The sequence below is a fragment of the Acidimicrobiia bacterium genome (assembly GCA_036396535.1).
Lineage (GTDB): Bacteria > Actinomycetota > Acidimicrobiia > Spongiisociales > UBA5794 > DASWKR01.
Map to the genome: position 1 here is coordinate 78978 of DASWKR010000030.1, position 25854 is coordinate 104831.

Annotated in this window: 25 protein-coding genes and 1 other RNA gene; 5 read left to right on the plus strand and 21 right to left on the minus strand. The window is 68.1% G+C overall.

Features of this window, described 5'->3' with window-relative positions; all coding sequences use genetic code 11:
* Positions 1 to 9: 9 nt before the first annotated feature.
* The 13 genes from VGC47_05135 to VGC47_05195 form a co-directional block, all read right to left on the minus strand.
* Positions 10 to 2733, minus strand: coding sequence for a VWA domain-containing protein (locus tag VGC47_05135; protein ID HEX9854679.1), 2724 nt, complete (start codon positions 2731 to 2733; stop codon positions 10 to 12).
* The gene (locus tag VGC47_05140) at positions 2730 to 4550 is read right to left on the minus strand and encodes a VWA domain-containing protein (protein HEX9854680.1); all 1821 of its coding nucleotides are present in this window, start codon (positions 4548 to 4550) and stop codon (positions 2730 to 2732) included. Before VGC47_05140 ends, VGC47_05135 begins: the two co-directional genes overlap by 4 nt.
* Positions 4547 to 5413, minus strand: a complete 867-nt coding sequence (locus VGC47_05145; GenBank protein HEX9854681.1) for a DUF58 domain-containing protein — start codon at positions 5411 to 5413, stop codon at positions 4547 to 4549. Before VGC47_05145 ends, VGC47_05140 begins: the two co-directional genes overlap by 4 nt.
* Positions 5413 to 6381 carry an AAA family ATPase gene (locus tag VGC47_05150; protein HEX9854682.1) on the minus strand — a complete coding sequence of 323 codons (969 nt, stop codon included), beginning with the start codon at positions 6379 to 6381 and terminating at the stop codon, positions 5413 to 5415. The genes VGC47_05145 and VGC47_05150 overlap by 1 nt, the downstream gene beginning before the upstream one ends.
* Positions 6378 to 7931, minus strand: coding sequence for a hypothetical protein (locus VGC47_05155; protein HEX9854683.1), 1554 nt, complete (start codon positions 7929 to 7931; stop codon positions 6378 to 6380). Before VGC47_05155 ends, VGC47_05150 begins: the two co-directional genes overlap by 4 nt.
* Complete coding sequence (locus tag VGC47_05160; GenBank protein HEX9854684.1) at positions 7921 to 9042, minus strand: hypothetical protein; 1122 nt, start codon at positions 9040 to 9042, stop codon at positions 7921 to 7923. The genes VGC47_05155 and VGC47_05160 overlap by 11 nt, the downstream gene beginning before the upstream one ends.
* Positions 9039 to 10019 (minus strand): ABC transporter ATP-binding protein, encoded by a 981-nt coding sequence (locus VGC47_05165; protein ID HEX9854685.1) that lies wholly within the window; start codon positions 10017 to 10019, stop codon positions 9039 to 9041. Before VGC47_05165 ends, VGC47_05160 begins: the two co-directional genes overlap by 4 nt.
* Positions 10016 to 12139 carry a hypothetical protein gene (locus tag VGC47_05170; protein HEX9854686.1) on the minus strand — a complete coding sequence of 708 codons (2124 nt, stop codon included), beginning with the start codon at positions 12137 to 12139 and terminating at the stop codon, positions 10016 to 10018. Before VGC47_05170 ends, VGC47_05165 begins: the two co-directional genes overlap by 4 nt.
* Positions 12140 to 12226: 87 nt before the next feature.
* Complete coding sequence (locus VGC47_05175) at positions 12227 to 12511, minus strand: hypothetical protein (GenBank protein HEX9854687.1); 285 nt, start codon at positions 12509 to 12511, stop codon at positions 12227 to 12229.
* Between the two features lie 18 nt (positions 12512 to 12529).
* Positions 12530 to 12766, minus strand: a complete 237-nt coding sequence (locus tag VGC47_05180; GenBank protein HEX9854688.1) for a hypothetical protein — start codon at positions 12764 to 12766, stop codon at positions 12530 to 12532.
* 88 nt (positions 12767 to 12854) lie between these two features.
* Positions 12855 to 13895, minus strand: a complete 1041-nt coding sequence (gene trpD, locus VGC47_05185) for an anthranilate phosphoribosyltransferase (GenBank protein HEX9854689.1) — start codon at positions 13893 to 13895, stop codon at positions 12855 to 12857.
* Positions 13896 to 13954: 59 nt separating this feature from the next.
* A complete protein-coding gene (locus VGC47_05190; protein HEX9854690.1) occupies positions 13955 to 14509 on the minus strand; it encodes a hypothetical protein in 555 nt (184 codons plus the stop codon).
* Positions 14510 to 14552: 43 nt separating this feature from the next.
* A complete protein-coding gene (locus VGC47_05195) occupies positions 14553 to 14819 on the minus strand; it encodes a WhiB family transcriptional regulator (GenBank protein HEX9854691.1) in 267 nt (88 codons plus the stop codon).
* 228 nt (positions 14820 to 15047) lie between these two features.
* On the opposite strand from VGC47_05195, the gene VGC47_05200 reads away from it, so the two are divergent.
* The 3 genes from VGC47_05200 (at position 15048) to rnpB (ending at position 16274) form a co-directional block, all read left to right on the plus strand.
* Positions 15048 to 15449: a gamma-glutamylcyclotransferase gene (locus VGC47_05200; GenBank protein ID HEX9854692.1), complete on the plus strand. Its 402-nt coding sequence runs from the start codon at positions 15048 to 15050 to the stop codon at positions 15447 to 15449.
* Between the two features lie 62 nt (positions 15450 to 15511).
* On the plus strand, positions 15512 to 15913 hold the full coding sequence (locus tag VGC47_05205) for a hypothetical protein (GenBank protein ID HEX9854693.1): 402 nt from the start codon (positions 15512 to 15514) through the stop codon (positions 15911 to 15913).
* Between the two features lie 43 nt (positions 15914 to 15956).
* Positions 15957 to 16274: RNase P RNA component class A (gene rnpB, locus VGC47_05210), an RNA gene on the plus strand.
* Positions 16275 to 16315: 41 nt separating this feature from the next.
* Here the strand turns inward: rnpB and VGC47_05215 are convergent.
* The 6 genes from VGC47_05215 to VGC47_05240 form a co-directional block, all read right to left on the minus strand.
* Positions 16316 to 17131, minus strand: a complete 816-nt coding sequence (locus tag VGC47_05215) for a response regulator (GenBank protein ID HEX9854694.1) — start codon at positions 17129 to 17131, stop codon at positions 16316 to 16318.
* A gap of 150 nt (positions 17132 to 17281) precedes the next feature.
* Positions 17282 to 17944 (minus strand): MIP/aquaporin family protein, encoded by a 663-nt coding sequence (locus VGC47_05220; protein ID HEX9854695.1) that lies wholly within the window; start codon positions 17942 to 17944, stop codon positions 17282 to 17284.
* 93 nt (positions 17945 to 18037) lie between these two features.
* Positions 18038 to 18778: a hypothetical protein gene (locus tag VGC47_05225; GenBank protein HEX9854696.1), complete on the minus strand. Its 741-nt coding sequence runs from the start codon at positions 18776 to 18778 to the stop codon at positions 18038 to 18040.
* A gap of 66 nt (positions 18779 to 18844) precedes the next feature.
* On the minus strand, positions 18845 to 19375 hold the full coding sequence (locus VGC47_05230; GenBank protein HEX9854697.1) for a metal-dependent hydrolase: 531 nt from the start codon (positions 19373 to 19375) through the stop codon (positions 18845 to 18847).
* Positions 19376 to 19378: 3 nt separating this feature from the next.
* On the minus strand, positions 19379 to 20089 hold the full coding sequence (locus VGC47_05235) for a hypothetical protein (GenBank protein HEX9854698.1): 711 nt from the start codon (positions 20087 to 20089) through the stop codon (positions 19379 to 19381).
* Positions 20089 to 21123, minus strand: coding sequence for a Nif3-like dinuclear metal center hexameric protein (locus tag VGC47_05240; GenBank protein HEX9854699.1), 1035 nt, complete (start codon positions 21121 to 21123; stop codon positions 20089 to 20091). Before VGC47_05240 ends, VGC47_05235 begins: the two co-directional genes overlap by 1 nt.
* A 104-nt stretch (positions 21124 to 21227) precedes the next feature.
* Between VGC47_05240 and msrA the strand changes: the two genes are divergently transcribed.
* A complete protein-coding gene (gene msrA, locus VGC47_05245; GenBank protein ID HEX9854700.1) occupies positions 21228 to 21872 on the plus strand; it encodes a peptide-methionine (S)-S-oxide reductase MsrA in 645 nt (214 codons plus the stop codon).
* Between the two features lie 147 nt (positions 21873 to 22019).
* Positions 22020 to 23975, plus strand: coding sequence for a calcium-binding protein (locus VGC47_05250; protein ID HEX9854701.1), 1956 nt, complete (start codon positions 22020 to 22022; stop codon positions 23973 to 23975).
* Here VGC47_05250 and VGC47_05255 read toward each other — a convergent pair.
* Complete coding sequence (locus tag VGC47_05255; protein ID HEX9854702.1) at positions 23965 to 24957, minus strand: DnaB-like helicase C-terminal domain-containing protein; 993 nt, start codon at positions 24955 to 24957, stop codon at positions 23965 to 23967. The genes VGC47_05250 and VGC47_05255 overlap by 11 nt on opposite strands.
* Positions 24954 to 25853, minus strand: a complete 900-nt coding sequence (locus VGC47_05260) for a type II secretion system F family protein (protein HEX9854703.1) — start codon at positions 25851 to 25853, stop codon at positions 24954 to 24956. The genes VGC47_05255 and VGC47_05260 overlap by 4 nt, the downstream gene beginning before the upstream one ends.
* Position 25854 lies beyond the last annotated feature (1 nt).

A 25854-nucleotide genomic window follows, 5' to 3' on the forward strand; every position in this document is an offset into this window, starting at 1 on the left:
GTTCCCTCGTCAGCCCTTCCGCTTCCTCCGGAGCAGCTTGCCGAACGTCTCCTCCTCGGGATGGACCTCGCGGTGGCGCGGTGGCGCCGGTTGGTCCGGCGGGGCCTCCCGGGAAGGCTCGTCGGTTCGGATCGCCTCGACGGGTGCCCTGCTTGTAGGCGTGAGGGTTTCCTTCCACACGGCGAAATCTCCGCTCGAGACGATGAGCCTCCTGAGCACGATGTCGGCCATGAAGAGAACGAGGGCCGCCGCCACGAGCCACGACCAGATCTCCGTGGCTGCCGCGCCGGCAGCGGGGGCGGGGTCGAACACGTCGGCGGCGGCCGGATCCACCCGCCCCTCAGTTACGTCGGTCACGTCGAGCGCCAGGCCGGGGTCCGGATCCCGGAAGGCGAACTCGTCGGCGTAACCCGCCACGACGCCGTTGCTACCCGATGCGAGGGTGCCGCTGGCGTTCTCCACCTGCACCGCCACCCAGTAGGCGCCTCCCTCGGTGACCGGAACGCGTCCCGCGAACGTCGACTCGCCCGTGCGCTGCAATGCGATGCTCCTCACGTTCCCGGTCGAGTCGCGCACGTTGGCGATGGCGACGGCGTCGAGCGGGACGTCGGCCTCGTACGTGATGTCGAGCCCCCCTCCCGAGAGCCGCACTTCGGGCGGGTTGTCGAGGCCCGGCGGCAGCACGTCGCTGACGACCTTTCCCCAGAAGTCGACGAACCCCTGCCACGGCAGCCAGTCGACCGACCATCGCGCCGTAGCATCCGACGTCCAGGCGGTCGCCCTGCCGAGCCCACGCTGCCAGGAGGCGAGCAGAGGGTCACCCGGACCGACTTCGAGCGGGATCGATGCCGTCGACTTGGCCCGCGTCAGGACGTATCCGAGCAGCGGCGGCGCCTCGGTCAGCCCCGCCGTGACCTGGGAGGCGGCCCCCAGCGTCGGGAGAAAGGCGCCCTCTGCGATGAGGGGCCTCGACACTCGCAGCGTCTCTTCGACGAAGATCTCGGGCACGGATTCGAGGTCGCGCCCCGGGTAGAACTGGCCGCCACCGAGCGACGCCATGCGCCTGAGCGACTCACCGGAACCCTCACCGGTGCCGAGCACGGACAGCGTGATCCCCGCCTCGGCGATCTCCTGGGCCACCGTGAGCACCTCGACGTCGTCGCCCCACCCGTCCGTGAACAGGACCATGTGCTTGATCTCCTCGGGCGCATCCCGCAACTCCTCGAGGGCAACCCGCAGTGCCTGGGCGATCTCCGTGTCACCCTCTGGTGTGAGTGTCGCCAGAGCGGACGCCACCGTGTTGGCGTCCGGCCTCGGCGCAAGCGGCAGCGCCCAACGCGTGCCCGACGTGAACGCCAGGACGCCCACCCGATCCTCCGGCTGCAGCGCCCCGATCGCCAGTCCGGCGCCCGCCTGGGCTATCGACGTCTTCGTGTAACCGAGCTGTCCGTCGGGGTTGTGACCCAGCGCAGGGTCGCCGCAGTGGCAGTCCGCCATCGACCCGGACGTGTCGATCACGAGGACCTCGGCGATCGGCTGGCGCCTGATGAGATCGTCCGGATCGCTCGTGACGGGCAGCAGTTCCTCGAGGGCGCTGTTGTGGTAGTCGCCGAGGCCGTAAGACTGGTCGCCGCCGACGACGACGAGGCCCCTGCCGAGCTCCTCCACGAATGCAGCGAGGTCGGCACTCTGCTCGTCGCCGGGGTTGGGGACGTTCACGAGCACGATCCCGTCGTAGGTGAGGAGGTCCTCGGGACCTGGTATGGCGTTGAGGGTCACGGCCCGCATGCCGGACGCCTCGAGCGCTCTCGCCACGTCTCCCCCTTCGCCGATCTTGCCTTCCACCACGGCGACCCGGGCGGGCCCAAGCACCCTGACGAGCGCCTCGGCTTGGTCGTTCTCCGGGATCTCGTCTGCGGGCGTCTCGATCGACGCCCTGACGCGCAGCGGCCCGGATTCGGTCGCCGGGATCTCGACCGTGAAGCGGTTCGTACCCGGCACGAGATCGACATCGAGACGGATCGGCTCACCTCCGGCTTCCACGACGAGCACCGCCGGCCCCGCGATGGACGACTGCACGGTGATCTCGACCGGGACTTCCTCTCCCTCTCTGGCGGTGACGGGGGTGTCGACGCGGGTGATCAAGGCGTCCGAGGATCGACCGGTCTCCAGCGTCAGGATGTCGACCGCGATGCCCGACTCTGAGATCTCTCGGGCTGCCTCTCGGGCGTCGCCCGACGTCTCGACGCCGTCGGTGAGCACGACGATGCGCCGCGACCCCTCGGTCGGGAGCACTGCCGCAGCCCCCCGGAGCGCGACCCCGAGATCGGTGGCCGTGTCGTCGACGACCGTGTTGACGCCTTGGAATGCCGGGTCGCTCGAGAGCGCCTGGTCCAGGCGGATCTCCCTGCCGAAAACGGCCACCGCGGTCCGATCCTGCGGTCCGGCGAGTGCGAGCGCTTGCCGCACGTAGACCTCCTGCGCGGCGCGGGCCTCAGCCGTGATCGACGCCGACCTGTCGAGGAGGAACAGGACAGACTTCTCTCCCGACGTCCGGACGATGAGTGGTTGCGTCAATGCGAGAACGAGCAACACCACGCCAGCGGATCGGACGAACGTCGCCACACGGTTCTGCCTGCTCGGCACCGAGCGGCGACCGTGACGGGCGACGAGCACGACGGCCCCGAGCGCCGGGATGAGCACCAGGAGCAGCCAGGGCTGTTGGAGCCTCATACGGCCGCTCCCGCGCCGGAACGCCTGCGCCACGGGCTCGGCCTGCCGTAGGCGACCCACCACTCGACGAGGACGACCAGCAGCAACAGCGCCAGGATCCACGGCGCCCACTCCCGCAGCAACGTGGCGTCCTGCGCATCTGCCGTATCGTCGGCGGTCGTCGCGATCTGCCTGGCGGACCCGGGAGCCTCGGCCGCCGCGAACTGCCGGACTGCCCTCTCGTGTTCGACGAGCGCACCGGAGGCGTCGAGGTAGTCCACCTGGTACGTGCCCGGCGCCGCAGTGTCGGCGAACTCGACGACGTTCCCTTCGAGTGACACGGAGGTGCCGTCGGGCTTCGTCACAACCGTCGATCCGTCGGGAGGCGGCGCCAGGCTGAGCGGCGTGCCGGCCGTCGCCGTGGCGGCGCTGCCGAGCCGGTTGCCTCCCAGGAAGTCGAGGATCCTCGCACCGAGTATCGGGAAGGTGACGTCCACCGGGAGGTTCGATCGGACCACGTCGAAAGTGAAGTAGACGACCCGGTGCCCGTTGACCTCACCGAGCATGACGATCGGCACATCGCCTGCCGTCACCAGTCGCAGCCATCCGGGCCCGAGGTCGAGGAGTTGCACCTCGCCGATGGCGAGGCTCGTGAGGTCGACGTCCTCGAGGATCGGCTCGCCCGGACGCTGAAAGGTGATCACCGGGTTGTCGAGCCGGCCCGTGACCGTGATCCCTTCCGGCGGCGGGTCGGGGGCGATGATCCATGCCGGGCGGTCGATCTCCGCAGCCGAGCCACCGTCGATGACGACGACGTCGGGTGGCTCGCCCACGGCCGGGTGGACGCCGGGGAGCGCCCCGAGCAGCGCATCCAGGAAGGGAGATCCTTCGCCCGTCACTGTGACCGCCAGGTCGCCGGCGCCCGAGAGGATGAGAGCAGCGCGGTCGTCGAGCGGGTTGGCGTCGTCCGCCTCGACGATCACCGCCTCGACCGTCTGGCCGATCCCGGCGTCGACGGGAACGACGCGCTGTTCCCGCTCCGCCGCCGCCAACTCGATGTCGACCGACCCGACCTCGAGGCCGTCGACCAGCATCTGGACCGAGATCGATTCGGTCCTACGGGAGAAGCTCGACACCTCGAGGAACATGTTGGCGGCACCCTCCCCGGGCACGCCAGTTCCGAAGGCGGTGATGGCGACGTTGTCGCCGACCTGGTCGAACAGGATGTGACTGGCGTCGCTCACCGGCTCCAGGAGCGCCCCTTCGACCCCGCCGTCGCTCAGCAGGAGGATCTTCGTCGGGCGATCGGGGGTGGCGAGGCCCCGCGCCAGCCGCAGTGCTCCCTCGAGGTCCTCTCCGCCACCCCCGACAGCCAGGCCGTCGATGGCAGAGAGGACGGTTGCGGGGTCTCGGGAGAAGGCCGTCACGACACGGGGGCGCGGCCCGGCGTCGACGACGGAGATGAGCTGGGCGTCCGAGGCGTCGTCGGCCAGGCCTCTGGCCTCCGCCTGGGCCGCTGCGAAGCGGCCGGCCGTCGCCATCGATCCGGACGTGTCTATGACGAGCACGGTGTGGGGACCGAGCAGCGTTGCTTCCCTGAAGAACGGCCGGGCGAGCAGGAAGGCGAAGCCGAGCAGGGCGAGGATCTGGAGCACGAGCGCCGCGGTGACCTTGAGGCGCTGCCAAGGAAGGGAGGCGGAGACGTACTGTTCTTCGTCCTCCCACATGCGGATGCTCGGCACCTCGAGCCTCTGCCTCCTGCTCTTCAGCATGTACAGCACAACGAGCGGGATGACGAGTGACGCCAGGGCAAGAGCCAGGGGTGCGAGCAGGCTCACGTCAGCCTCCCAGCGGCGACGAGCTCACGGAGCGCCGCGGTCAACGCTTCCGGGCCGGCGAGGACTGTTACGTAGTCCATGCCCGAGCGCCGGGCCCTCGCCGAAGCCTCTGCAACGAACGACTGCATCCGCTCGCGGTACCGCGACACGGCGGCTTCGCTGATCGAGACGGGGAGCTCTGCCTTCGTCTCGATGTCCCGCAGCGTGAGGTCGCCGCTGAAGTCCGGGTCGAGCTCTGAAGGGGAGAGCACGTGGAGGACGACACCGCCGCCGAGGCTCCCGAGGAGGTCGACGGCCGCCTCCCAGCCGGGCGCCAGGAGGTCGCTGACGAGGACGACGGGACCGCGGTGGGCGCCGGCAGCCGCCATGAGATGAGCCGCTCCAGGGAGGTCGGTACCTCCCTCGGGGCTCAGCGATTCCAGGAATCCCTCCATCTGCGGCCAGCTCGACACGTGACGGGCCCATGGGCCGCGCAACGAAGGGCGGTCGGAAGCCGGGACGGTGACGAGGCGCACCCTCTCCCCGGCGGCCAGGCCGAGGAAGGTGATCGCAGCAGCGAGCCGCTGGGCGGTTGCGAACTTCTCGCCGAACTCCATCGACGACGACGTGTCGACGACGATCTGCAGTGGCATCTCGTCCTCGGCCTCGAAGAGGCGTACGAGCACCACGCCCAGCCTCGCCCACAGGTTGTAGTCGATGCGCCGGAAGTCGTCCCCGGGGTTGTACTCGCGGTAGTCGGCGAAGTCGAGGCTCTCGCCGAGCTGCTTCGAACGGTGTCTCCCGCTCCACATGCCACGAAGGCGCCTGCGGTTGGTGAGGCTCAGCCGCTCGAGGCGGGCACGTAGCTCGGGCTCGAGGAGCATCAGTTCGTAGGGATCGGGGCCGGATTCGCCTCGAGGAGCTCGTCGATGATGGAGTCTGAGATGACACCGTCGGCGGCTGCCTCGTACCCGAGCACCAGCCGGTGTCGCAGCGCCAGCTTGGCGATCTCGCGGACGTCTTCGCCCGACAGGTTGAGCCGCCCGTCGATCAGCGCCCGCGCCTTCCCGCCGAGCACCACCGCCTGCGCGCCGCGCGGGCTGGCGCCGAAGCGAACGTAGCGACGGACGAGGGGGGTCGCTGAGTCGTGCCCCGGGTGGGTGGCGGTGATCAGTGTGGAGGCGTATCGCAGCACGTGGGTGGCGGCAGGCACCTGTCGAACGAGACCGAGCATCTCCTTGAGCACCTGATCGTCTGCAAGGGCGCTCACCTCGACCGACTCGTCGGCAGTCGTCCGTTGCAGGATGCCGACCATGTCGTCCGTCGAGGGAAACGGCACGAGGATCTTGAAGAGAAACCGGTCGAGCTGCGCCTCGGGAAGCGGGTACGTTCCCTCCATCTCCAGCGGGTTCTGCGTGGCCATCACGAAGAACGGCCTCGGCAGCGGGTGGGTCGTCCCCCCGAGGGTGACGCGGCGCTCCTGCATCGCCTCGAGAAGGGCCGATTGGGTCTTCGGGGTCGCCCGGTTGACTTCGTCTGCGAGGACGACATTGGCGAAGATCGGGCCCTCGTGGAACCGGAACTCCCCCTCGCGCAGGACGTTGGTTCCGACGATGTCGGCCGGCATCAGGTCGGGTGTGAACTGGACGCGGCCGAACTCGACCGAGAGCGCCTCACCGAGCGTGCGCAGCAGCAGCGTCTTCCCGAGGCCGGGGACGCCTTCGAGCAGCACATGTCCCTCGCACAGCAGGCCGAGGAGAACGGCGCGCACCAGATCGTGCTGGCCGACGATGACCTTGCCGATCTCGGCCTCGATCGCTTCGACGTTTTGGGCGAACGTTTCCGGGTTCATTGGCCGCCTAACTCCGTGAAGTAGATCCGAACGATGTCCTGCAGGCTGCTCGGTATCGACATCCGGTCGAGAGCTCCGAGTGCCTGCTGCTGATAAGCCGTGAACCTGTCGGTGTACGGGACGAGCGGGAGGTTCTGCAGTCCTTGCCCGGAGGTGGTTCCCTCGACGTTGCCGGTCGGGTCGTTCCCGTCGAAGTCGACACGCTGCTCGTCGCCCTGCGTGAAGCCCTGGGGGTCCAGCACGTTGGAGCGCCCGGGATCGTGGGCCGCGTCGCCGTCGCCGGCTCCGAGATCGGGATTCCCTGCCGAGCCGGTGCCCCCGCTCACCGGGTTCGGGTTGTTGACGCCTCCCGCGCCCTGGCCTCCGCCACCTCCTTGGCCCTGACCCTGACCTTGGCCCTGGCCCTGACCCTGGCCCTGGCCCTGACCTTGACCTTGGCCCTGACCCTGCCCTTGGCCCTGACCCTCGCCCTGCTGGGCGTCCCGTGCATCGGCGAGCTGGCGCTGGCCGTCGCGCACCGATGCCTGGGCGTCGGCGGCATCGGACGCGGAGCCCACCCTGTTCTGTGCCCCCCTGAGCTGGTCGAGAGCAGCGTCGGCGGCGGCCGACGGGTCACCGTTGCCCTCGAGCGCCCTCGCCAGGTCTTCGAGGGATCCGGCGAGATCGGGAGAGGCGCCGGCCACTTGGTTGGCGAGCTCCCTGAGGCGCGCCGCCGTCGCCCTGCGCTCCTCGTCTGACATCGAGTCCGCCCGGCTCTTCACGTCCTCGAGCTGCGCCTCGGCGTCGCTGCCCTGGCCGATCGGGTTCTGCCGCAGCTGCTCGTCGAGTCCTGCCAGGGCTGTCTTGATGGGGAGCGCCTCCGGGTCGGCCGCTTCTGCGAGGTCCTGTCTGGCGTCACCGAGACGGCGGATCGCCTCGTCCAGGTCGTCGGCCTCCCGCAACTCTTCGGCGGTCCGCCTCAGCTCGTCGGCGATCTCCTCGTCGTCGATCTCCTCGGCGGCCTCCTCCAGTTGGCGGGCGACTCCGTCGACCGCCTCGGCGACCTCGGCCCTGCGCTCTTGCTCGGCATCAGCTGGCGACGCCGGTATCGCCAACACGAGGGCGGCGACGACGGCCAACACGGTGAGCATGACGAGGCGCCGGTTCGGGAGCACCGAACCGAACCCGGCGAGGGTCCTGGCCTCCGACCATGCCGCGCTGCGGCTGATCTGCTCCGTTTCGATGGCTGACAGCATCTGGCGGCGCGACAGCTCCAGTGCCGTGGCGAGCTGATCCTTGCCCCCGAGGCGCTGATCGGCGACGACGGCGGCGAGGTGCGTGCTCGGCGGTCTCGCCAACGTGTATCCGGCGGCGAGCAGGACGGCGGCGCCGCCCGCGATGAAGACGGCAAGCTCGGCCCAAGGGATGACGACCCAGCGAGCGACCCCGAGGATGAGCGCCCCGCCGGCGGCGACGACGCCGATGGCCGTAACTGCGCGGCGCAACAGGCGAGCTGCTTGCAGGCGTCGCCGCGCCGCTCCGACGATGCGGTGGATCGAATCAAGCGGCAACTTGGGTCCTCCTTCGGCGCACGGAGCGGACACGGCCCCGCGGGACCTTGACATGACGGGTGGCGAGGTACAGAGCCCCCGCCGAGACGAGCAACTCGAAACCGAGGGTGATTGGCCAGGCTTGCACCCTGATCCGATCGGGAGTGCGTGTCGTGATGGCACCGACGCCATCCCCGCCCGGGAACGGCAAAGGCTGGAATCCGCGGCCGAAGCCGCCCTCCACCGCGACTCCACCCTCGAAGAAGCCGCCCCCGAACGGGCTGGTCAGCTCGTTGAGCTGTGAGGCTCCGAACCCCTGTCGCTTCACGAGCACGGCCCGGAAGGGCAGATAGGGGGAGGTGACCGCCTCGGCTCGGAACTCGATCGGGTTCGACGAGGCGTCTACCAGCCCCACGATCGGGTTCACGAGCGCCGAGTAGAGCTCGCGGCCGCCATCGCGCGGTACGCCGTTCTCGAAGCGGGTGGCGCCGAGGTCTTCCGGGGCGAGCAGGAAGAACTCGGCGACGAGGAGGAACAAGGTGCCGAACACGATGCCGACGGTCCAGATGTAGGAGCCGAGGACGGCTCCTTGGACGCTGCGGGCTCTGGCGGACACCCACATCGAAACCGCCCCGATCATCACGGCGGTGGCGACCACCATGAGCATGCCCATCGCCACGTTCGTGAGCGTCACGCCTCCGAGCAACACCGGGATCACGAGCAACGGCGTGGTGGCGACGAGCAGGAGGAGCACGTATGCCAGTGCCGACATGAGCTTGCCGAGCACGATCCGCCAGGCGCTCAGCTGCGACACCTGGAGGAGCTGCAGGGTCTGACGCTCCCGCTCACCGACGATCGTCACGCCGGCCTGGCCGGGCACGACGAACACCACGGCGATGACGAGGCCGAGAAGCAAGGCGTGCAGGATGAACCTGCCCATCGAGGCCGAGGCGAAGATCGAAGACAAACCGCTGAAGCCGAAGCCCTCGAGCTGAGACTGCGAGGCGCTCCTCGCCGTGATGTACGCCAGGAACGTGAGGGCCCCGGCGGCGAGCACCCACACGCTGAGGAGTATCGGAGACCGCAGGGTCCGCCACCGCTCCTGGAGCTCTCGAATTGCCACCGGGTTCATTCGATGTCTCCCTCCTCGACCGGAGCCTCGTCGGGTCGCGCAGCCCCGGCTACCGGGACGTTGGTGAGCTGCATGAACAACTCCTCGAGCCCGGCGCTCTGGACACGCCACTCGACGACCGGGACGCCCGCTCCGACCACTTCGGAGAGAAGCGCCGCCGAAATCTCGTCTCCTCCGGAGAACGAGAAGCTCACCTGGCCGCGCTCGACGTCGAGATCGCTGAGGTCCTCCTTGGTCCGCAGCAGCGCCTCGGTGCGCTCGACGTGCATCTCCGCCACCCTGGCGATGACGCGGCGTTGGCCGAACAGCTTGGAGCGGATCTCATCGACGCTGCCCATCGCCAGGACGCGGCCGAGGTCGACGATGGCGAGGTGCGAGCAGATGCCCTCGAGCTCGGAGAGGATGTGCGACGAGATGACGACGGTGCGACCCATGCGGCTCAATTCGGAGATGAGCTCGCGCAACCCGACGCGCGCCCTCGGATCGAGCCCGGACGCCGGCTCGTCGAGGACCAGCAACTCGGGGTCGTGGATGAGCGCCCTGGCGAGCGACAGGCGCTGCTTCATGCCTCGCGACAGCGAGTTCACGTCTGCGTCCGCCTTGTCCTCGAGGTCGACGAGGGCCAGCAGGTCGGCGACGACGGCGGCTCTGGCGGCCGAGCGCACGTTGTGCGACGCCGCGAAGAACTCGAGGTACTCCCGCGACCGCAGCCCCTCGTACACGCCGAAGAAGTCCGGCATGTAGCCGACGTGGCGGCGGACGGCCCTCGGATCGCGCTCCGGGTCGATGCCACCGATCCTGACCTTGCCACCGTCCCGCTGCAAGAGCGAGGTCATGATGAGCATCGACGTGGTCTTGCCTGCGCCGTTCGGGCCGATCAGCCCGAGGGTGGCCCCTTCCGGCACCTCCAGGTCGGCGTCCTTGAGGGCGTGGACCTTGCCGTAGCGCTTCTCGACCGACTGGAACTCGACGATCATGCCGTGCTCCACGTGAGCTGGTAGCGGTTGAGCTGGATCGAGAAGTCCCCCTCGAACGGGTCTCTGTCCTCGGGCGCCTGCGCCCGGATCACGAGCTCTCCACCGGGCGACACGAAATGCGAGATGTCGAACGGCTCACCCCACTCGATCGTCGCGTAGTCCCCGGAGGTCCAATCGAAGGCCGACGCCCGCGGGAACTGCCCCGTCGCCGGGTTGACCGTGCCGCGGGCGGGCGCGCCGGTTGGGACCTCGTAGACGAAGTAGACCTCTTCGGCGCCGTATGCGTAGATGTCGTCGTAGTAGCCCTCGATGGACGAAGCGCCGACAACGTCGAGGAGCCTCGGTCGCACGCTCGTCTCGACGACGTCACCCACAGACACCTCGAGCCGTTCGACCATGAGGGTCGTGCCTTCGGCGGATCCCGACGACCCGTCGAGCGCCATGGTGTGCCGGGCATCGTTGGTGAACCCGTAGAAGTAGACATCGTCGAGCCTGATGCCCTTCTCGAGGTGCTCGGCGTACGCCGCCAGCGACGAGACGAGCTGGTAGCGGTTGTCGGAGAAGCCGTTGACGAAACCTGTTCGGTTCACGGCTTCGGAGATGACGGGTTCGTAGAGGACCCGGCGGTTGGACAGCCTCACGTCGACCGAGGCCGTGGCGCCGGGCGCCAGCTCGTCCTTTCCGGAGTATCCGGCGCCGTTGATGATGACCCCCCACGCCCAGTACGACTGGCGGCTCGTGTTCGTGACGCTGACGATCCGCTGGTTGCCCTCGCCCCCTACCGAGACCTCGAGGTCGGCGGGATCGCCGCCGTCCCACGACGCCTGCGCAACCCCGGCGCCGAGATCCTCGAGCTCGAACTCGAAGCCGTCTCTCCCGTCGTCGCGGCGCTCCGGGACCCCGGGCAGCCCGCCGACCTGCGCGGCGGCGGGCGTCGCCTCCCAGCCCTCCGGCAACGTCAGGTCCCTCGTACCGCCCGTTGCCACCTGGACGACGAGGGCGGTCTCGCCGCGGATGGTGGATCCATCGTCGACCACGACGGAGGCGTGGGTGATCGTGAAGTCTTTGAGCTGCGAGCGCCCGATCGCCCAGAACCCGGCTACGAAGGCCACACTCAGCAACGGCACCGTCACCCAGGCCCACTCGGGCTTGCCGAAGCTGCGCAGCAACAGGAAGTTGACCGGACCGACGAGGACGACGAACACGAGTATCCCTGCGAGCAGCCACGGGAGGGCGGGCACGGACGCCTCACGGCCGACCGCCGCCGCCGAGACCAGTGAGAACGGCGCGGCAGAGTCGGCCTCGTTCCGGACCAGCCCGAGCGGTGGCTCCGGGCGGAGCAGCACGCTCCACTCGTCTGCGGTCACCTCGGCGAGGTTCGGCGTCGCCCCGACTTCGCCCCGACCGACCCGGGTCACCTCGACAGGAGTCCCCGGCCAAACCACGCCGGCGCCTGGTGCTGCGAAGACGTCCGCCGAGGCCGACGCGGCGATGATCCGACCGCCGTCCTCGATCCACGACTCGATCTTCGAGAGCGCCGCGCTCGACAAATCGGCTGCCGCGTCGGGACCGATCACGAGATACGAGAGCACGCCCGGTCCCGCCTCGAGGGTCGCAGCCGACAGCCTCACCGGTGTCACGGTGCGTTCGACGGTGCGGGGCTCGGCCGACCGCAGCGTGGTCGCGATGTCGTCGGCGCCGAGAAGCCCCACGAGAAGCTCCTCGCGGGGCGCAGTGACCCGAACCGTCTCTTCGAGCAGGGTCTCGTCCTCGCCGTCGTCGTTCACCCTGACGAGTGCGACGTCGACCTGGGTGCGATTGCCCGGAGCGCCCCCCTCGATGAAGTACTGCTTGACGCCGCCTGCGGGGACTTCGATGTCCGTCCTCACCGTCGTCCCACCGGACGAGACGTCGATCCGACCGACGAGCAGTTCCTGCGACGTCAAGTCGACGGTGACGGGAAGCGTGGCCGATGGGTCGACGAAGCCTTCCATCCCGACAGAGAGCGCCATAGACCACGGGCCGGCGGGCTCCTGAGCGCCGGACACGGAGGTGGGAGCGGCGACGAAGGTGAGAGCGAGGATGAGCGACGAGAGCCTGACGAAGGTTCGCACAGGCATCAGACGCTTTGCGCCAGACGGCGGTTCCCACATTCGGGGAACGCTAGCGACGCGGCCGATGCAGACTCGCCACCGTGCCGGGCCTCGTCAGGTCGTCGATGCGACGACTCGATCGAGCTTCTGGCGCAGTTCCTGCTCGCCGAGCGCACCGAACCACATGTCGATGATGCGACCGTCGTGGATCAGGAATGTCGTCGGCTGACCGAACACCTCGTACAGCTCCCAGATCGAGTCGTCGTAGCCCCAGGCCAGATTGTCGCTGAACCATTCGGGAGCCCGCTCTCGGCTCGCTTCCTCGGTGCTCCGCCCCGCCACTGCGACGAACTCCACGGAGTCGAGATAGTCGGCTGCTACCTCATCGACGACGGGCAACTCCCGCCTGCAGGTCGTTCACCACTCAGCCCAGAAGACCATGTAGACCGGCCTCGCCTCCCGCGCCAGGTCGAACGTCGAGCCGTCGCCGAGGACGAGGGTGAAGCTCGGTGCAACCGGTCCGTCAGGCTCGGCGTCCGTCGTCGTATCAGGGGCAGGCGCCGTCGGCGAGGTCGACGAAATCGTGGCGGGGCCCCCGCCGCACGCCGCTGCGAGCAGGGCGAACACCGCCACGATCCTGACGAAACGGCTCATGCCGTGACCATAGGGACGGTTCATGTGCTCGACCCGCAATACGGTCGATGTTCAGGAAAAGTTCAGCGCCGCCAGCACCTTCTTCGCCTCATGGGGCACCGTTGTCGCCGCCGGGCCCTTCGTATGTCAGCGCCCGTTCGAGGACGGCGGCGGCGTCCCCGCTGTCGACCGATTGGGCGGCCAGGGCCATGGCCTCCGTGAAGCCGTCCGCCAGGCCACCCGCCACGATGGCGGGCGACGCGTTCACCAGGGCGATGTCGCGGTGAGGGCCCTTGGCTCCCTCGATGACCGACCGGGTGATCTCGACGTTGCGGATGACGTCCCCGCCCCGGATCTCGTCGAGTGTCGACCTGCGAACCCCGAAGTCCTCAGGCGTGAACTCGGCGTGCGTGATCTCGCCGTCTTTCAGCCGGTAGATGAAAGAGGGGCCGGTCGTCGTGAGCTCGTCGAGCCCGTCCTCGCCGTAGTACACGAAGGCGTACTCCAGGCCGAGATTGTCCAGCACCTGGATCATGCGCTCCGCCATCTTCGGATCGGACACGCCGATGGCGGACCGCGACGCCCGCGCCGGATTGCACATCGGCCCGAGGAAGTTGAAGACGGACCTGACGCCGAGCTCACGCCTCACAGGTCCGGCGTGACGCATCGCCGGGTGGTACGCAGGTGCGAACAAGAAGCCGAACCCGACGTCGCGGATCATCGCGGCGGTTGTCGCCGGACCGTGGTCGAGCCGCAGACCGAGCGCCTCGAGCAGGTCGGCAGACCCGGTGTCCGAGGATGCGGCCCGGTTGCCATGCTTGGCGATCTTGACGCCTGCTCCTGCTGCGATGAAGGCGGCCGTCGTCGAGATGTTGAACGTGCCCGCCCGGTCGCCGCCTGTGCCCACGAGGTCGACCACCGGCTCGCCGACGTCGATCGTGACGGCGGCGTCGTACATCGCCTCGACGAGTCCGGTCATCTCGTCCGCGGTCTCACCCTTGGACCGCAGCGCGACGATGAACCCGGCGATCTGAGCGGGTGTCGCCTCGCCTGACATGATCTCGTTCATCGCGGCGCGGGCGTCATGCCTGCTGAGGCTCTCGCCAGCAATGAGTCGAGTGAGGAGATCAGGCCAGGGGAAGTCCGACATGCGTCGAGCAAGATACCAAGTGCGGTCGGTCGGCGGCACGAGAGCGCCGACCCCACCACTCAGTGTTGCTCGATCGGAAGCACCATGGTGAGCGCGATCGTCATCCTGACGTCGTCGACAGCCACGAAGAGAGGATCGGACGGATCGAACTCGAACTCGATCGAGCTGATCGTCTCTTCGCTGCTCTGCGTGTAGAACGTGATCTCGGTGTCGATGCCGTCGACGCAGCCCTGGCAAGACCCCTCCCCGAGTCGGGCGCGCAGCTCGTCGAAGTCGGTGGCTGCGATGGCGGCTGCCAGGCGATCGACAACCTCCACCGGGATGGTCCCCGAGATCTCGGCGGAGTCGACGGGTGGAAGTCCTGTGGTGTTGGTCTCGTCCGATCGGTGCACGGCCACCGACCCGTCGTTCCAGATCACGTAGATGGCGCAGTTGGGACCCATCTGCACGCACCCGCCGGAGTCTCTGATCACTGCAACCGGTGCGGCGGTGACGGTAGATGTCGTCGTGACCGGCGGGACGGTCGTGGTGGCCGGCGGCTGGGTGGTGGTAGGAGCGGCGCCGCCGCCGCATGCCGTGATGAGGAGGGACACAAGGGCGAGGGTTCGTCTCATGCCGTGTCGGACGGCGCCCCGGCCGGTCTGGTTCCAGGACGCCTCAGCGCCGCAGCCTGCTCCGGCGCTCCTTGTCGGTGAGCCCTCCCCAGATCCCGAAGCGCTCGCGCGCCTCCAAGGCGTATGCGAGACATTCGGATCTGACCGGACAGGTGAGGCAGATGGAGATCGCCACGTCGGATTCCTCCTTCGTGGCTGGGAAGAAGATGTCGGGGTCCTTGTCGCGACAGGCGGAGAACACGACCCAAGGGCGCTCATCGGTGACCGGGGCCGCCAGAATGACTGGGGGGATCTCCAGCGTGTCTGTCATCGGGGTGGCACCTCGAGGTGTCGAGACTGAAGACACAGTCACCCATTAAGACGAACTGATCGGGGCTTTGGTTCCCGCGGGCCGAGCGGAAGCCTCTCCTCACGAAACGGGCTCGCTCCGCATCGCTACAATGCCCTGCTCAGACGGAACATCGGCACGGTTCGAACACGTAGCTAGGAGGCGGTCCTGCTCTACTTCGCCTATGACGCGCGCATCGCACCCGACCGCATGGCCGAGGTCGCCCCGGGCGCCACATTCGAGTTCATCGCCCATCTCCCGGAGTGGGGAATCGACTTCCCGATCAGAGACGCCCAGTGGGGCGGAGGGCTGCCGACGGTCCGCGCCGGGATGGGGAGCACGGTGTGGGGTGCCGTGTTCTCGGTGCCCGACCGTGAGTTCGGGGTCCTCGACCGCGTCGAGGCTACGGAGCAGCGGGTTTGCGAGACGGTCGAGGCGATGGACCGCAACGGAAAGCGCCACAAGGTGAGGGTGCACCTCCACGCCGAGACCGGAGAGCACTATTCCCCCTCGGTCGACTACCTCAAGCTCATGCTCGAGGGATCGAAGCATTGGGGGCTTCCATTCGGCTGGGTCGCCGGGCTCGAGGAGCACCTCCAGAACGGCTCCTGAGGTGTGGCGAGGCCGTTCGGCTTCATCGCCACACCCGATGCCCAGACCGATTGCTTCCGATCGTGACGGTTGATCGCTCGGGCGGATTCCCGAGCCTCTCCGGCGGCGCCCTCCTGATGGGCGCCATCACCGCCTTGGGGTTCGCCTTGTGCTCCTACCTGCTCCTGGGCGTCCTCGGGCTCGTGACGAGCGAAGGCGGGCGCGGAATCCTCGTCTTCGTGCAGTACGTCTCTCAGTTGCTGGCGGGCTACGTGGCGGGGAGGCTGGCTCCGGCGTGGCGATTGTTCCACGGCGGCGTGAGCGCCCTCTGCTTGCTCGTCGTCACCGTGGCGATCAGCGTCGCCCGCGATCCCGTGGGCGCCTTTCCCTTGTTCGTCCTGCTCGGGGTCGTCGCCATGGTCATCGGCGCTGCCGGGGGCGCACTCGCCGAGTGGCGGATCGTCGATCGTGACGAGGGCGCATGACACCGGGCTGGAACTGGCCGTACGTGAGTATCGTTTCGACGGTCGAGTCCGGGAGACGGCCGCGGCCGCGAGGCCGAGGAAAGTCCGGACTCCACAGGGCACGGTGCTGGCTAACGGCCAGGCGGGGCGACCCGACGGACAGTGCAACAGAGAGCAGACCGCCGATGGGCTTCGGCCACAGGCAAGGGTGAAACGGTGGTGTAAGAGACCACCAGCGCCTCGGGTGACCGGGACGGCTCTGTAAACCCCACCGGGAGCAAGGCCAAGCAGGGACAGGGTGGCCCGCCCGTCACGTCCCAGGTGGGCCGCTCAGATAGATGGCCGTCCTCGACAGAATCCGGCTTACACCCGGACTCGGCGCCGTGAGCCCGGAGCTTCGAGCTTCGGGCTCACCGCTTCCGGTCAGCCTTCGCTCACACCGGCGGTCGCCATCGGAGGTGCGTCGACCGCATCGTCCGACACGTACCACAGCGCCAGGTAGCCGGCGGGGGTGACCGCCCCGTTCGTGAGAGCAGTGATCTGGACGCGCACGTCGACGACGCGGCCGGCTCCTCCATGCATCCGCACATCGACCTCACGTATCGACGTTCCGGCGCGCCGCGACAGGATGGGTTCCCACAAGTCGACGTCGTCTGCGACAGTCAGATCCGTGACCTTCTGCCCGACGAGCCCTTCGCCGTCGAGGTGCATCCACTCGGCAAGCGACGGCTCCGCCAGCCTGATCGTCCCTGCGGTGTCGAGCACGGCGAGGCCAGCCGCCGACTGGGTCACCGTCGGCTGGGTCGGTTCGGCGTCCTGTCCGAGCTCCGTTGCCTTGCGACGGATGGCGAATCGAATCGACCTGGCGAGCTGGTCTGGTGTGACGACCCCTTTGGTGAGGTAGTCCTCGGCTCCCTCGTCGACGGCAGCCAGGGCCAGCGAGTCGTCCTCGTGGGCGCTCAGCACGACGATCGGGACGTCGGGGTAGGCGCCGTGGACGGCCTTGACACTGTCCAGGTGGTCGGCGTCGGGAAGGATGAGATCGAGCAGAACGCAGTCCGGCCGCTGCTCTCCGAGCTCCCGGAGGGCGGTGTCGAGCCGCATGGCCGTACGAACGGAGTCGCCGTCCGGCCAGATCTCGGACAGCATCGACTGCACGAGGCGAATGTGCAGCGAGTTGTCCTCGACGAGCAACAGATCGGGCATCGAGTCGTTCACACGATTCGAGTTCTCCGTCATCAACACCTACTCGTTCTGCGCTCCACGGGAGCGTGGGGCGGGTTCCATTGTTTGTCGGTTGCCGTCGCCGTCAGCTTGAGGTGCGATGAGCCGGAATGACGGCGGGCCCCTTCCGGGGCCCGCCGTCGATCTCGAGTGGCTCTGGTCCGCTCAGGTCAGTTCCCGCTCGCCGATCTCGACGGTGATCGCCTTGTACACGATCCAGCCGAGCGCTGCTCCGATGAACGGAGCCGTCACGTAGATCCAGAAGTCTCCGAACTCGCCGCCCACGAGAGCCGACCCGAGAGACCGTGCCGGATTCACGGAGGCGCCCGTGAGCGGAGCGGCCGCCAGGTGGATGGCAACCAGCGTGAGCGAGATGCCGAGGAATGCCGTGTTCCGGTTCGCCTCGCTGGCGGTCACCTTGAGGATCACGCCGACGAACAGTCCGGTGAGCAGTATCTCGAGCATGAACGCCCCTCCCACGGAGGCTGCCCCCGGCCTGGTGACAGTTCCGGCGACAGCGTCCTGACTGGACGCCCCGAGGATCGCCACCATCGCGATCGAAGCGCCCCCAGCCTGGCTGATGACGTATTGGATGAACGTGTTCGTGTCGATCCGTTTGTCGAGCAACGCCCCCAGGCTCACGGCCGGATTGAAATGACCGCCCGAAACCTCACCGAAGGCGTAAAGCCCCACCAGCAGAGCAAGTCCGAACCCGAGCGAGAGGACCGTCAGGTCCCCTTGTCCGGCGAGAATGCTGAGACCGCCGATGAACACGAGGGCAAAGGTGCCCATGACCTCGGCGATCCACGTACGAGTGCTGTCGGACATGGAGTTCTCCTTCTGTCCGTCGGGAGCAGCCGACCTGCTCCGATCTTCCCTCACACGTTCGACTCTGGTCGATGACAACTGGTTTCCCAAGGATCATGCCGAGTCGACCGCCTCCTGCAACACGTCGACGGCCTCTTCGACGTCGGCGGCCGCATCCGGCTGCGACGCGACCAGCTCGAGCGAAGGGAGCACCGCATCGGCGATGACCTCGAACAGCACGGCGCGGGCCTCCTCGGTTCCGGTCAACTCGGGGAGGGTCCCGAACTGCGTGCTCAGTGCGCTCGCGAGCGTTCCGACGAGGTCGACCTGCCATTGCCCGTTCGAGGCGAGACGGGTGACAATCCTGGCGGCGCCCTGCGTCCCGGTCACATCGACGAATGCGAAGCTCCTGCCGTCGGCAGTGATCTCCTCGAACTCACCAACCTCGACTGCAGCAAGGCTGCCTGCGTCGAACTCGTCGAACGCCTCGCGAAACGAGCGCCAGTACTGGTCGGCGAGGTCGTCGGGGAGTCCGCCGGTCGCCGCGGCTGCGAGCTGATCTGCGTCGAACCCGTTCTCGAGGGCGACGACGACGGCCTCGCCCCTCCGTTCGACGACCCGGTCGATCTCGGCGAGGTCTGCCTGCGCAACCGCCTCCAGCCAGACACGCACCGCAGCCGTCGGAAAATTGGCAGGGACTTGCGACGTCGTTGTCGGGCGCTCGGCGCCTCCGCACGCCCCGCTGGAGAGCGCCACAACGGCGACCACCGCAAGACGCCGGATCCGGCGCGTGCGAGGCACGTCTACGTGGGGGGTGCCGCGTGCTGCGCGCTGCAGCGTGGCGCCGGCTCGCATCGGCGCAAGGGTAGGAGGGTGCAGACGAACCTCCAATCGGTCGGCCTCCCGGCGTTCGAGCGCCGGTCATCGCCCGATAGGAACCGCGATGACGCCGTCCGCCAGGAAACGCCGCCTCACCTCACGGCCACCGAGACCTCCTCTCACGTACAACCACGCCAGGTATGCGGCGCCGAGCAGCTCCTCGATCCAGACGATCGGGTTCGTGAGGAGGCTCCCGAGATAGGTCCCGGCTGAGGCGGCGATGTTCGGCGAGAAGTCGAGTCCGAGCATCGGCCACCACAGCGTCTCGGGGTCGCTCCACATCCCGTCGAGGAAGAGGTGGACCAACATGCCGACGGCGAGCGGCATCCACCTCTTGCGGGGCCTCCCTCGCCTCGTCGCCATCAGCACGGCGATCATCGCTACGGTCGCCGCCAGCAAGCAGTGCGCGATGAGCCTGGTCGATCGGAGCGAGTCGAAGAAGATCAGGGCGACCGGCTTGTCGACGAGGTCGGGCAGGATGGCGCCGACGAAGAGGAGCCTGAGGTCCATTCGCTCGTCGCGGAAGGCGTATCGGACGATGGCGGTCGTGGCTCCGAGGTGCCAGAGCAGCATGTGTCAGGGGACGAGGATCCGCCTGCAATGGATGCAGCGCGGGGGGTCGGATCGTTTCGCCTCGAGCTGCTCCGCTTCGGTGAGCACCAGGTGGCAACCGCCGCAGGTGCCCTCGGTGAGCCGGCCGACGGCGACCCCCTCCTTCGAGCCACGCAGCTCGTCGTACAGCTCGAGCAGGTCGTCGGCGATCAGCGGGATGATGTCTGCCTTCTTCGCCTCGCGGTCCGCCAGCTCGGCATCGATCACTTGCCACACCTCCGAGATGGACGCCTCGAGGCCGGCCTTGTCTGTATCGGCAGCCACCTTGTGGTCGCCGATCTCGGCGACCAGCTTCTCGCCCTGGTCGCGCTTCTCCATCAGCTCGAGGATCTCGTCCTCCATCTCACCGTTCTTGCGGACGAGCATCGCCACCTGCTGCCTCAAAAAGTCGGCATCCCGGGCGCTGAGACCGCCTGCATACAGGCGGTTCTGCTCTGCCGCCAGCTTCGTCTCGGCAAGCTCGAGCTCTCCAGAGGTCTTGTCGAGCGCGAGCGTCGTGTCTCGGAGCGCCGCATTGGCTGCCTGGTGCTCCTCAGCGAGTGCCGCCGCCTTGGCCGCAGCGTTGCGATAGCGCTCGAGCTCTGGAAGCGAGGCACGCTCATTGAGTAGCCGGTCGATCTGGAGATCGACCTCCTGCAGTTCGAGGAGGTCGGCGAGGCTCTCCAGCTCCCGCATCAGGCCTGCCTCCACGGTGTCACTTCGATTCCTGTCAAGTCGACGACGTCGTCGTGCATCTCGCAGATGGCAGCGTACAACGCCGCGATGCCGGGTCTTTCTGTCTCGACGTGGCCCGGGTCGATGATCCTGAGGCCTCGATCGAGAGCGGCGCGGGCTCGGTGGTGGATGACGTCTCCCGTCACCAGGACGTCGACTCCCGGAGGCACCTGCGAGATGAGTGACGACCCGGACCCCGGGACCACTGCGATCGTGGTCACCACGTCTGTGGGGTCTCCCGCAACGCGAATCGCACCGCCGATGCGATCGGCAACGACGGCTGCGAGATCACCGAGAGTCGCCGGGGCGCCCAGCGATCCGCACCTGCCCACGAAGGAGGCGCTCGGCTTGACATCGACGACCCGGTACGCCGGATCGGCGTCGGGGTGTGCGGCTGCCATCGCGGTGACGACTCGATCGACTGCCGGCGCCTCGACGAGCATCTCGACGTTGACGGTCGGCTCGTCACCCCCGCCGGCAGCGGCCACCGGTGCGATGCCGAACGGGGCGGCCGGAGTCGCCCCGGCGTCTGTCATAGCCGCCTCGACGGCGGAGGCGGCGGGAACGGGGACGATCACCGTCACGGCGCACGAGTCCGCCGGCCACAGCGGCCCGAACCCGGTGACTTCCTCGAGGCTGAGAGACGCCGCCAGGGCGTCGGCGGCGCCGCCCGGAGCGACGTCGAACGCGGTGTGGACGACAGCGACGGCAACGCCGGCCCTCACGAGGCGAAACGCCCTGCCCTCAGGGCGCCGGCCTGCCACGAACGTCGCCACGTCACCGAAGAGCAGCGGGTGGTATGCGACGGCGAGGTCGACCGGATCGGACTCGAGCGCCGCCACGACGCCCTCCGTGAGCTCGTGGCAGACGGCCACCTTGGCGACCGGCGCCCCCGGGTCTCCGAGTTGAAGGCCAACGGGATCCCACCCCGCTGCCTTGTCGAACGGAACGACGCGTTTCAACGAGGCCAGCAGGTCGCCTACCGTCTGAGTCACACGGCCGATGGTAACGACGTCGGACGTGGCGCCGTTCACGGAACGTTCAGGAACACCGCGCCACCGGCGCCGGTTCTCGTGACCGATCACACAAGGAGCTGAACATGGTGTTTGGACGCAAGGCTGCCGAGATGCCGACGGCCGAGACCGCCCTCCCCGGTCGCCCGACCGAGATGCCCGTTCCGGATTCTCACTACGTGAACGGCAACCGCATCGTCCCCCCCTTCCCCGACGGGATGGAGATCGCCTACTTCGGGATGGGCTGCTTCTGGGGCGCCGAGCGCATCTTCTGGGAGACGGACGGGGTCTATGCAACGGCCGCCGGCTATGCCGGCGGGTTGACCCCGAACCCGACATACGAAGAGGTCTGCTCGGGACGAACAGGGCACACGGAGGCCGTGATCGTGGTGTACGACCCCATGACGGTTGGCTACGAGGAGCTGTTGGCGGCGTTCTGGGAGAACCACGACCCGACGACCCCGAATCGCCAGGGCAACGACGTCGGCACGCAGTACCGCTCGGCCATCTACTGGACGAACGAGCAGCAACGCAAGGAAGCGGAGTCCAGCAGGGACGCCTACCAGGACTCACTGACCGCAGCGGGCTTCGGATCGATCACGACGGAGCTCGAGCAGGCAGGACCGTTCTACTACGCCGAGACCTACCACCAGCAGTACCTGGCGAAGAACCCGAACGGCTACTGCAACCACGGCTTCTGCCAGGTGAGATACGAGAGGGCGGAGGCCTGATGTCGTCCGCTACGGGGGCGGAAACGCCTTAACCGCATTTCGACGGGTTCTGAACCTACCGTTAGTGTTTGTCCAGCTACTTTGGGCAGTAGCGCATCTCATGGGACGGTAGAGAAGCGCACCAGACCGTCGAGTGGGAGACGTTCGATGCGCCACCAAACCCGGGCCGGGGTGTCCACCGCGACGCTCGTCCTCACGCTCAGCCTGCTCACCGGAGTCCCCGCGGCCCAGGCCGGCGCCAAGTGCGCCGGACTCGCAGTCACCATCGCCGGTACGGCGGCCTCCGACACCATGATCGGTACGGCGGGAGCCGACGTCATCCATGGGGGCGGCGGGAACGACGTGATCGCCGGAAAGGGAGGCGACGACGTGATCTGCGGGGGCGCGGGCGACGACGAGATCTCAGGCGGCCGGGGCGACGACCTCCTCGTTGGTGGCGCCGGCGCAGACGCCATCTCGGGCGGAGACGGCGAGGACGACATCGCCGGCAGCGCCGGTCCCGACGTGTTGAACGGTGGCGGGTCGCCCGACACGATCGCCGGCGGCAAGGGCGCCGACATCGTCAACGGTGGCCGCGGCGCCGACACCGTCGCGGGCGGGTCGGGCAACGACACGCTCCGAGGTGACCGGCACAACGACGTCATCAGGGGCGGCGGCAACGCCGACAGGCTCGTCGGCAACGCCGGGTCCGACTGGCTCAATGGCGGCAACGGCATGGACAAGGCCATAGGCGGCCCGGGGGCCGACGATTGTCTCTCGGCGATCAGGCTCGACCCGTGCGAAGGCCCCGAGTACCTGAAGACGTTCGACAGCGTCGATCCGGCAGGCCCGAAACCGTTCGAGAACTCCGAGGAGTTCAGCGTCAGCATCAACTCCCGGGTCGGCTCGACTTGGGACAAGCTGGCGCCGATGCAGGCCCAGCACGGCGCCAACTGCGACCCGCCACCTGAGACTCACAAGGTCACGAAGTACGGCGACGCGGTCTACAACTGCCGCTTCCACATGATGACCGCCGTCAGCTCCGGTAAGAAGAGCCTCCACAACTATGCGGTGGCGATGTTCTCGCCGAACCGGACGCTCGACTTCTCCGGCGGTGAGGCGACGATCCGCTTCGACGTCTCGACGTTGCGAGCATCGAAGCGCGATTGGTTCGAGATCTGGATCACGCCCTACGAGGATCTGTTGCGCATTCCCGTTCAGAAGGATCGCCCGTCCATGCAGGGCACGCCTCGCAACGGGATCATGATCGCCCTCAAGTCGTTCACCGACATCGGGTCGGTCGACGTGAAGGTCGTGAAGGACTTCCAAGTGACGGACATCGACGGGCCGGTCGAGTGGGTCGGCTACGAGAACTTCCTGACCCCGTCGGCCACTGTTCGCTCGACGTTCGAGATCAAGCTGTCGAAGCAGCGGATCTCCGTCGGCATGCCCAACGAGAGCTTCTATTGGATCCCCAACAAGCAGATCCCTGGAGGCCTCGGCTTCGACAAGGGCATCGTCCAGTTCGGCCACAACTCGTACGACGTCTTCGAGTGCGACGACGGGTGCTCCGTAGGGCCGAACACATGGCACTGGGACAACATCTACCTGGCGCCTTCCGAGCCCATCACGGCGCTTCCGGCCAACCGACGCCACGTCGACTCCGACACCCCGTCCTACGTCACCTTCCCGCGTAAGGCACCGGCCGGCTCGCAGCTCCAGTTCACCGGGGTCGGATTCGACCTCGAGGTGAGCTTCGACAACGGGGCGACGTGGAAGGCGGCCAAGCTGGCCCACAACCGCAGCGCCGAGCATTGGAAGTACAAGAACTACTCCATGGGCGTCCCGAAGGGGACGAAGCGGGTGTACTTCCGGGGCGCCGACCCGTACGACGGCCATTGGCAGATCCAAGACATATCGATCCTCAACCGTGCAATCCCCCCTGGGGCTGCCGAAGCCGAGGCGCCGGTGGCAGGCGTCGATCGTCCTCCTGTGCCCGGGCTCGAGGTGGCGGCCTCCGCCGGGGCCTTCAGTGAGCTCCCGACGCCAGCAGTCACGTCACCGGCGACGGTCGATCGGCGGCGGACCGCCGTCCGCACCTGGACAGGACTGCTCAGTCCGTGAAGATGAGATCGTCGATGAGCGACTCCTCGACGTAGCCGCCCTTCGGGTGGAACCGGTAGTGGACGAAGTCCTTCTCGAACTCGAGGTTGATGCCTGCCGGGCCCGATCGGTTCTTCTCGATCGACACGACCACCTGGCGCTTGAACCCTTCGGCCCGCACCGGGTCGTACGCCGTGTGGCGCTTCGACACCGCCGCGTACTTCTCGTTGACGATGAGGATCGTGTCGGCCTCGTAGGTGAGCGCGGCCGCCGAATCGAGGTGCTGGGCTCGAACCCTGCGGTGCGCGAGCGACGCCTCAGCGCCGGCGACGACGGCGACCACGGCGACGTCGAAGTCGACTGCCATGTCCTTGAGGGCAACGGCTGCGACCGACGGGGCAACCGGGACCTTCTGCAGGTAGTCGACGAACAGCACGGCACGCTCTCGGCCGTAGGCGTCGAGGTGGGCACGGATGTCGTCGAGGCCGGTCCGAGAACCGGAGGCAGCTTGCAGCCACATGTCCTTGGCGTACTCACGGACCCTGGCGTGAGCGGCCCTGACGAGCAGGTTGCCCGCCGCCGCCTCACCAAGCTCGATCTCTCCGTTGGCGAGTGCCCAGAGCAGCGCCCTGATGTCGCGGGTCGAGCCGCTGCCTTCGGCTGCGGCGAGATCCCCGAGCTCGGAGAGCAGCAGCCTGCCGAGCATCGTCGCCTCGTCGTGCTCGTAGCACACGTACATCGCCCCGGCGCCACCGCCGGCGACGCGGCGCGCCCATTGCATGGCAAGGATCGTCTTGCCGACGCCGGGGAGGCCACTGAGAAGCGTGAGCGTTCCGGTGCGCAGCCCGCCGCCGAGCGCCTCGTCGAGCGGCTCGAACCCGGATGGAACGACGCTCGAGCGGGTCTGCCTGGCGGGCAGCTCGAGAAGCAGGTCGTCCACGAGGACGGCCTCGCCGCGCCTGTGGAGCCCGTTCCCCGAGACGTCGCCGACGATCTCTTTCAACTGAGCACATCCCTCCACACGCGAACGGCCGCCGGTCCGAGGAGCACGATGAACAACGAGGGGAAGATGCAGACGACGAGTGGGAAGACGATCTTGACCGGGATCTTGAGCGCCCGCTCCTCAGCGCGCTGCTTGCGTCTCATCCGCAGCTCGGAAGCCTGAATGCGCAGCACGTTGGCGATCGGCAGGCCGTATTCCTCGGACTGCACGACCGCTCCGATGAACGTGTTCAGGTCGAGCACGTCGTTGCGGGCTGCCAGGTTGCGGAGCGCCTGGGTCCGACTCGCCCCGAGCTGCATCTCCTGGAGTGCCCGTCGCAGCTCGGCCGCCATCGGTCCGCGCCCGGCGCGCGCCGTGCGGGCGATGGCTCCCTCGAACCCGACGCCTGCCTCGACACTCATCGTGATGTGATCGATGGCGTCCGGAAGCTCCCTGAGAATCTGGTCCTGACGCTTCTTGGCCGAGCCGTCGAGGGTGAAGTCCGGCAGCAGGTACGCCAGGCCGCCGGCTCCGAGAGCGAGCAACGGCCCCGCCAGGTACCACCCGGCGGTGGCGGCCGCCGCCGCGCCGAGCACCTTGACGACGAGAACCCGCTCGATCGGCCAACGGTCCTCGAGGCCGGCGAGCACGATCCGGTTCTCGAGCCTGTCGACCACTCCGGCAGGTGTGAAGGCTCTCAGGCGACCGGCCACGGCGGCGAGCGCCGGCCGCACGACTCGCTCGCCTGCGCCCTGCTCGAGGATCAGCGCACCGAGGTCGGTGACCCGCTTCTCGCCGCGACCGGCGCGGCGGGCGAAGATGCTGCTCGATTCGGCTCCCCGAGAGATCGAAACGAACAACAACGGGATGGAGAGCGCCACTGCCGCGGCTGCGATGATCACTTGGACTGGCGGCATG

Bases quoted from the DNA above. Each gene is read 5' to 3' on its own strand.
- VGC47_05250 (HEX9854701.1), top strand. From the start codon at position 22,020: ATGCGCCACCAAACCCGGGCCGGGGTGTCCACCGCGACGCTCGTCCTC.
- VGC47_05150 (HEX9854682.1), bottom strand. From the start codon at position 6,381: ATGAACCCGGAAACGTTCGCCCAAAACGTCGAAGCGATCGAGGCCGAG.
- trpD (HEX9854689.1), bottom strand. From the start codon at position 13,895: ATGTCGGACTTCCCCTGGCCTGATCTCCTCACTCGACTCATTGCTGGC.
- VGC47_05145 (HEX9854681.1), bottom strand. From the start codon at position 5,413: ATGCTCCTCGAGCCCGAGCTACGTGCCCGCCTCGAGCGGCTGAGCCTC.
- VGC47_05230 (HEX9854697.1), bottom strand. From the start codon at position 19,375: ATGCTGCTCTGGCACCTCGGAGCCACGACCGCCATCGTCCGATACGCC.
- VGC47_05170 (HEX9854686.1), bottom strand. From the start codon at position 12,139: ATGCCTGTGCGAACCTTCGTCAGGCTCTCGTCGCTCATCCTCGCTCTC.
- VGC47_05260 (HEX9854703.1), bottom strand. From the start codon at position 25,853: ATGCCGCCAGTCCAAGTGATCATCGCAGCCGCGGCAGTGGCGCTCTCC.
- VGC47_05160 (HEX9854684.1), bottom strand. From the start codon at position 9,042: ATGAACCCGGTGGCAATTCGAGAGCTCCAGGAGCGGTGGCGGACCCTG.
- VGC47_05225 (HEX9854696.1), bottom strand. From the start codon at position 18,778: ATGCGAGCCGGCGCCACGCTGCAGCGCGCAGCACGCGGCACCCCCCAC.
- msrA (HEX9854700.1), top strand. From the start codon at position 21,228: ATGGTGTTTGGACGCAAGGCTGCCGAGATGCCGACGGCCGAGACCGCC.
- VGC47_05235 (HEX9854698.1), bottom strand. From the start codon at position 20,089: ATGCGGGAGCTGGAGAGCCTCGCCGACCTCCTCGAACTGCAGGAGGTC.
- VGC47_05190 (HEX9854690.1), bottom strand. From the start codon at position 14,509: ATGAGACGAACCCTCGCCCTTGTGTCCCTCCTCATCACGGCATGCGGC.
- VGC47_05200 (HEX9854692.1), top strand. From the start codon at position 15,048: ATGGCCGAGGTCGCCCCGGGCGCCACATTCGAGTTCATCGCCCATCTC.
- VGC47_05165 (HEX9854685.1), bottom strand. From the start codon at position 10,019: ATGATCGTCGAGTTCCAGTCGGTCGAGAAGCGCTACGGCAAGGTCCAC.
- VGC47_05180 (HEX9854688.1), bottom strand. From the start codon at position 12,766: ATGAGCCGTTTCGTCAGGATCGTGGCGGTGTTCGCCCTGCTCGCAGCG.
- VGC47_05220 (HEX9854695.1), bottom strand. From the start codon at position 17,944: ATGTCCGACAGCACTCGTACGTGGATCGCCGAGGTCATGGGCACCTTT.
- VGC47_05215 (HEX9854694.1), bottom strand. From the start codon at position 17,131: ATGACGGAGAACTCGAATCGTGTGAACGACTCGATGCCCGATCTGTTG.
- VGC47_05135 (HEX9854679.1), bottom strand. From the start codon at position 2,733: ATGAGGCTCCAACAGCCCTGGCTGCTCCTGGTGCTCATCCCGGCGCTC.
- VGC47_05195 (HEX9854691.1), bottom strand. From the start codon at position 14,819: ATGACAGACACGCTGGAGATCCCCCCAGTCATTCTGGCGGCCCCGGTC.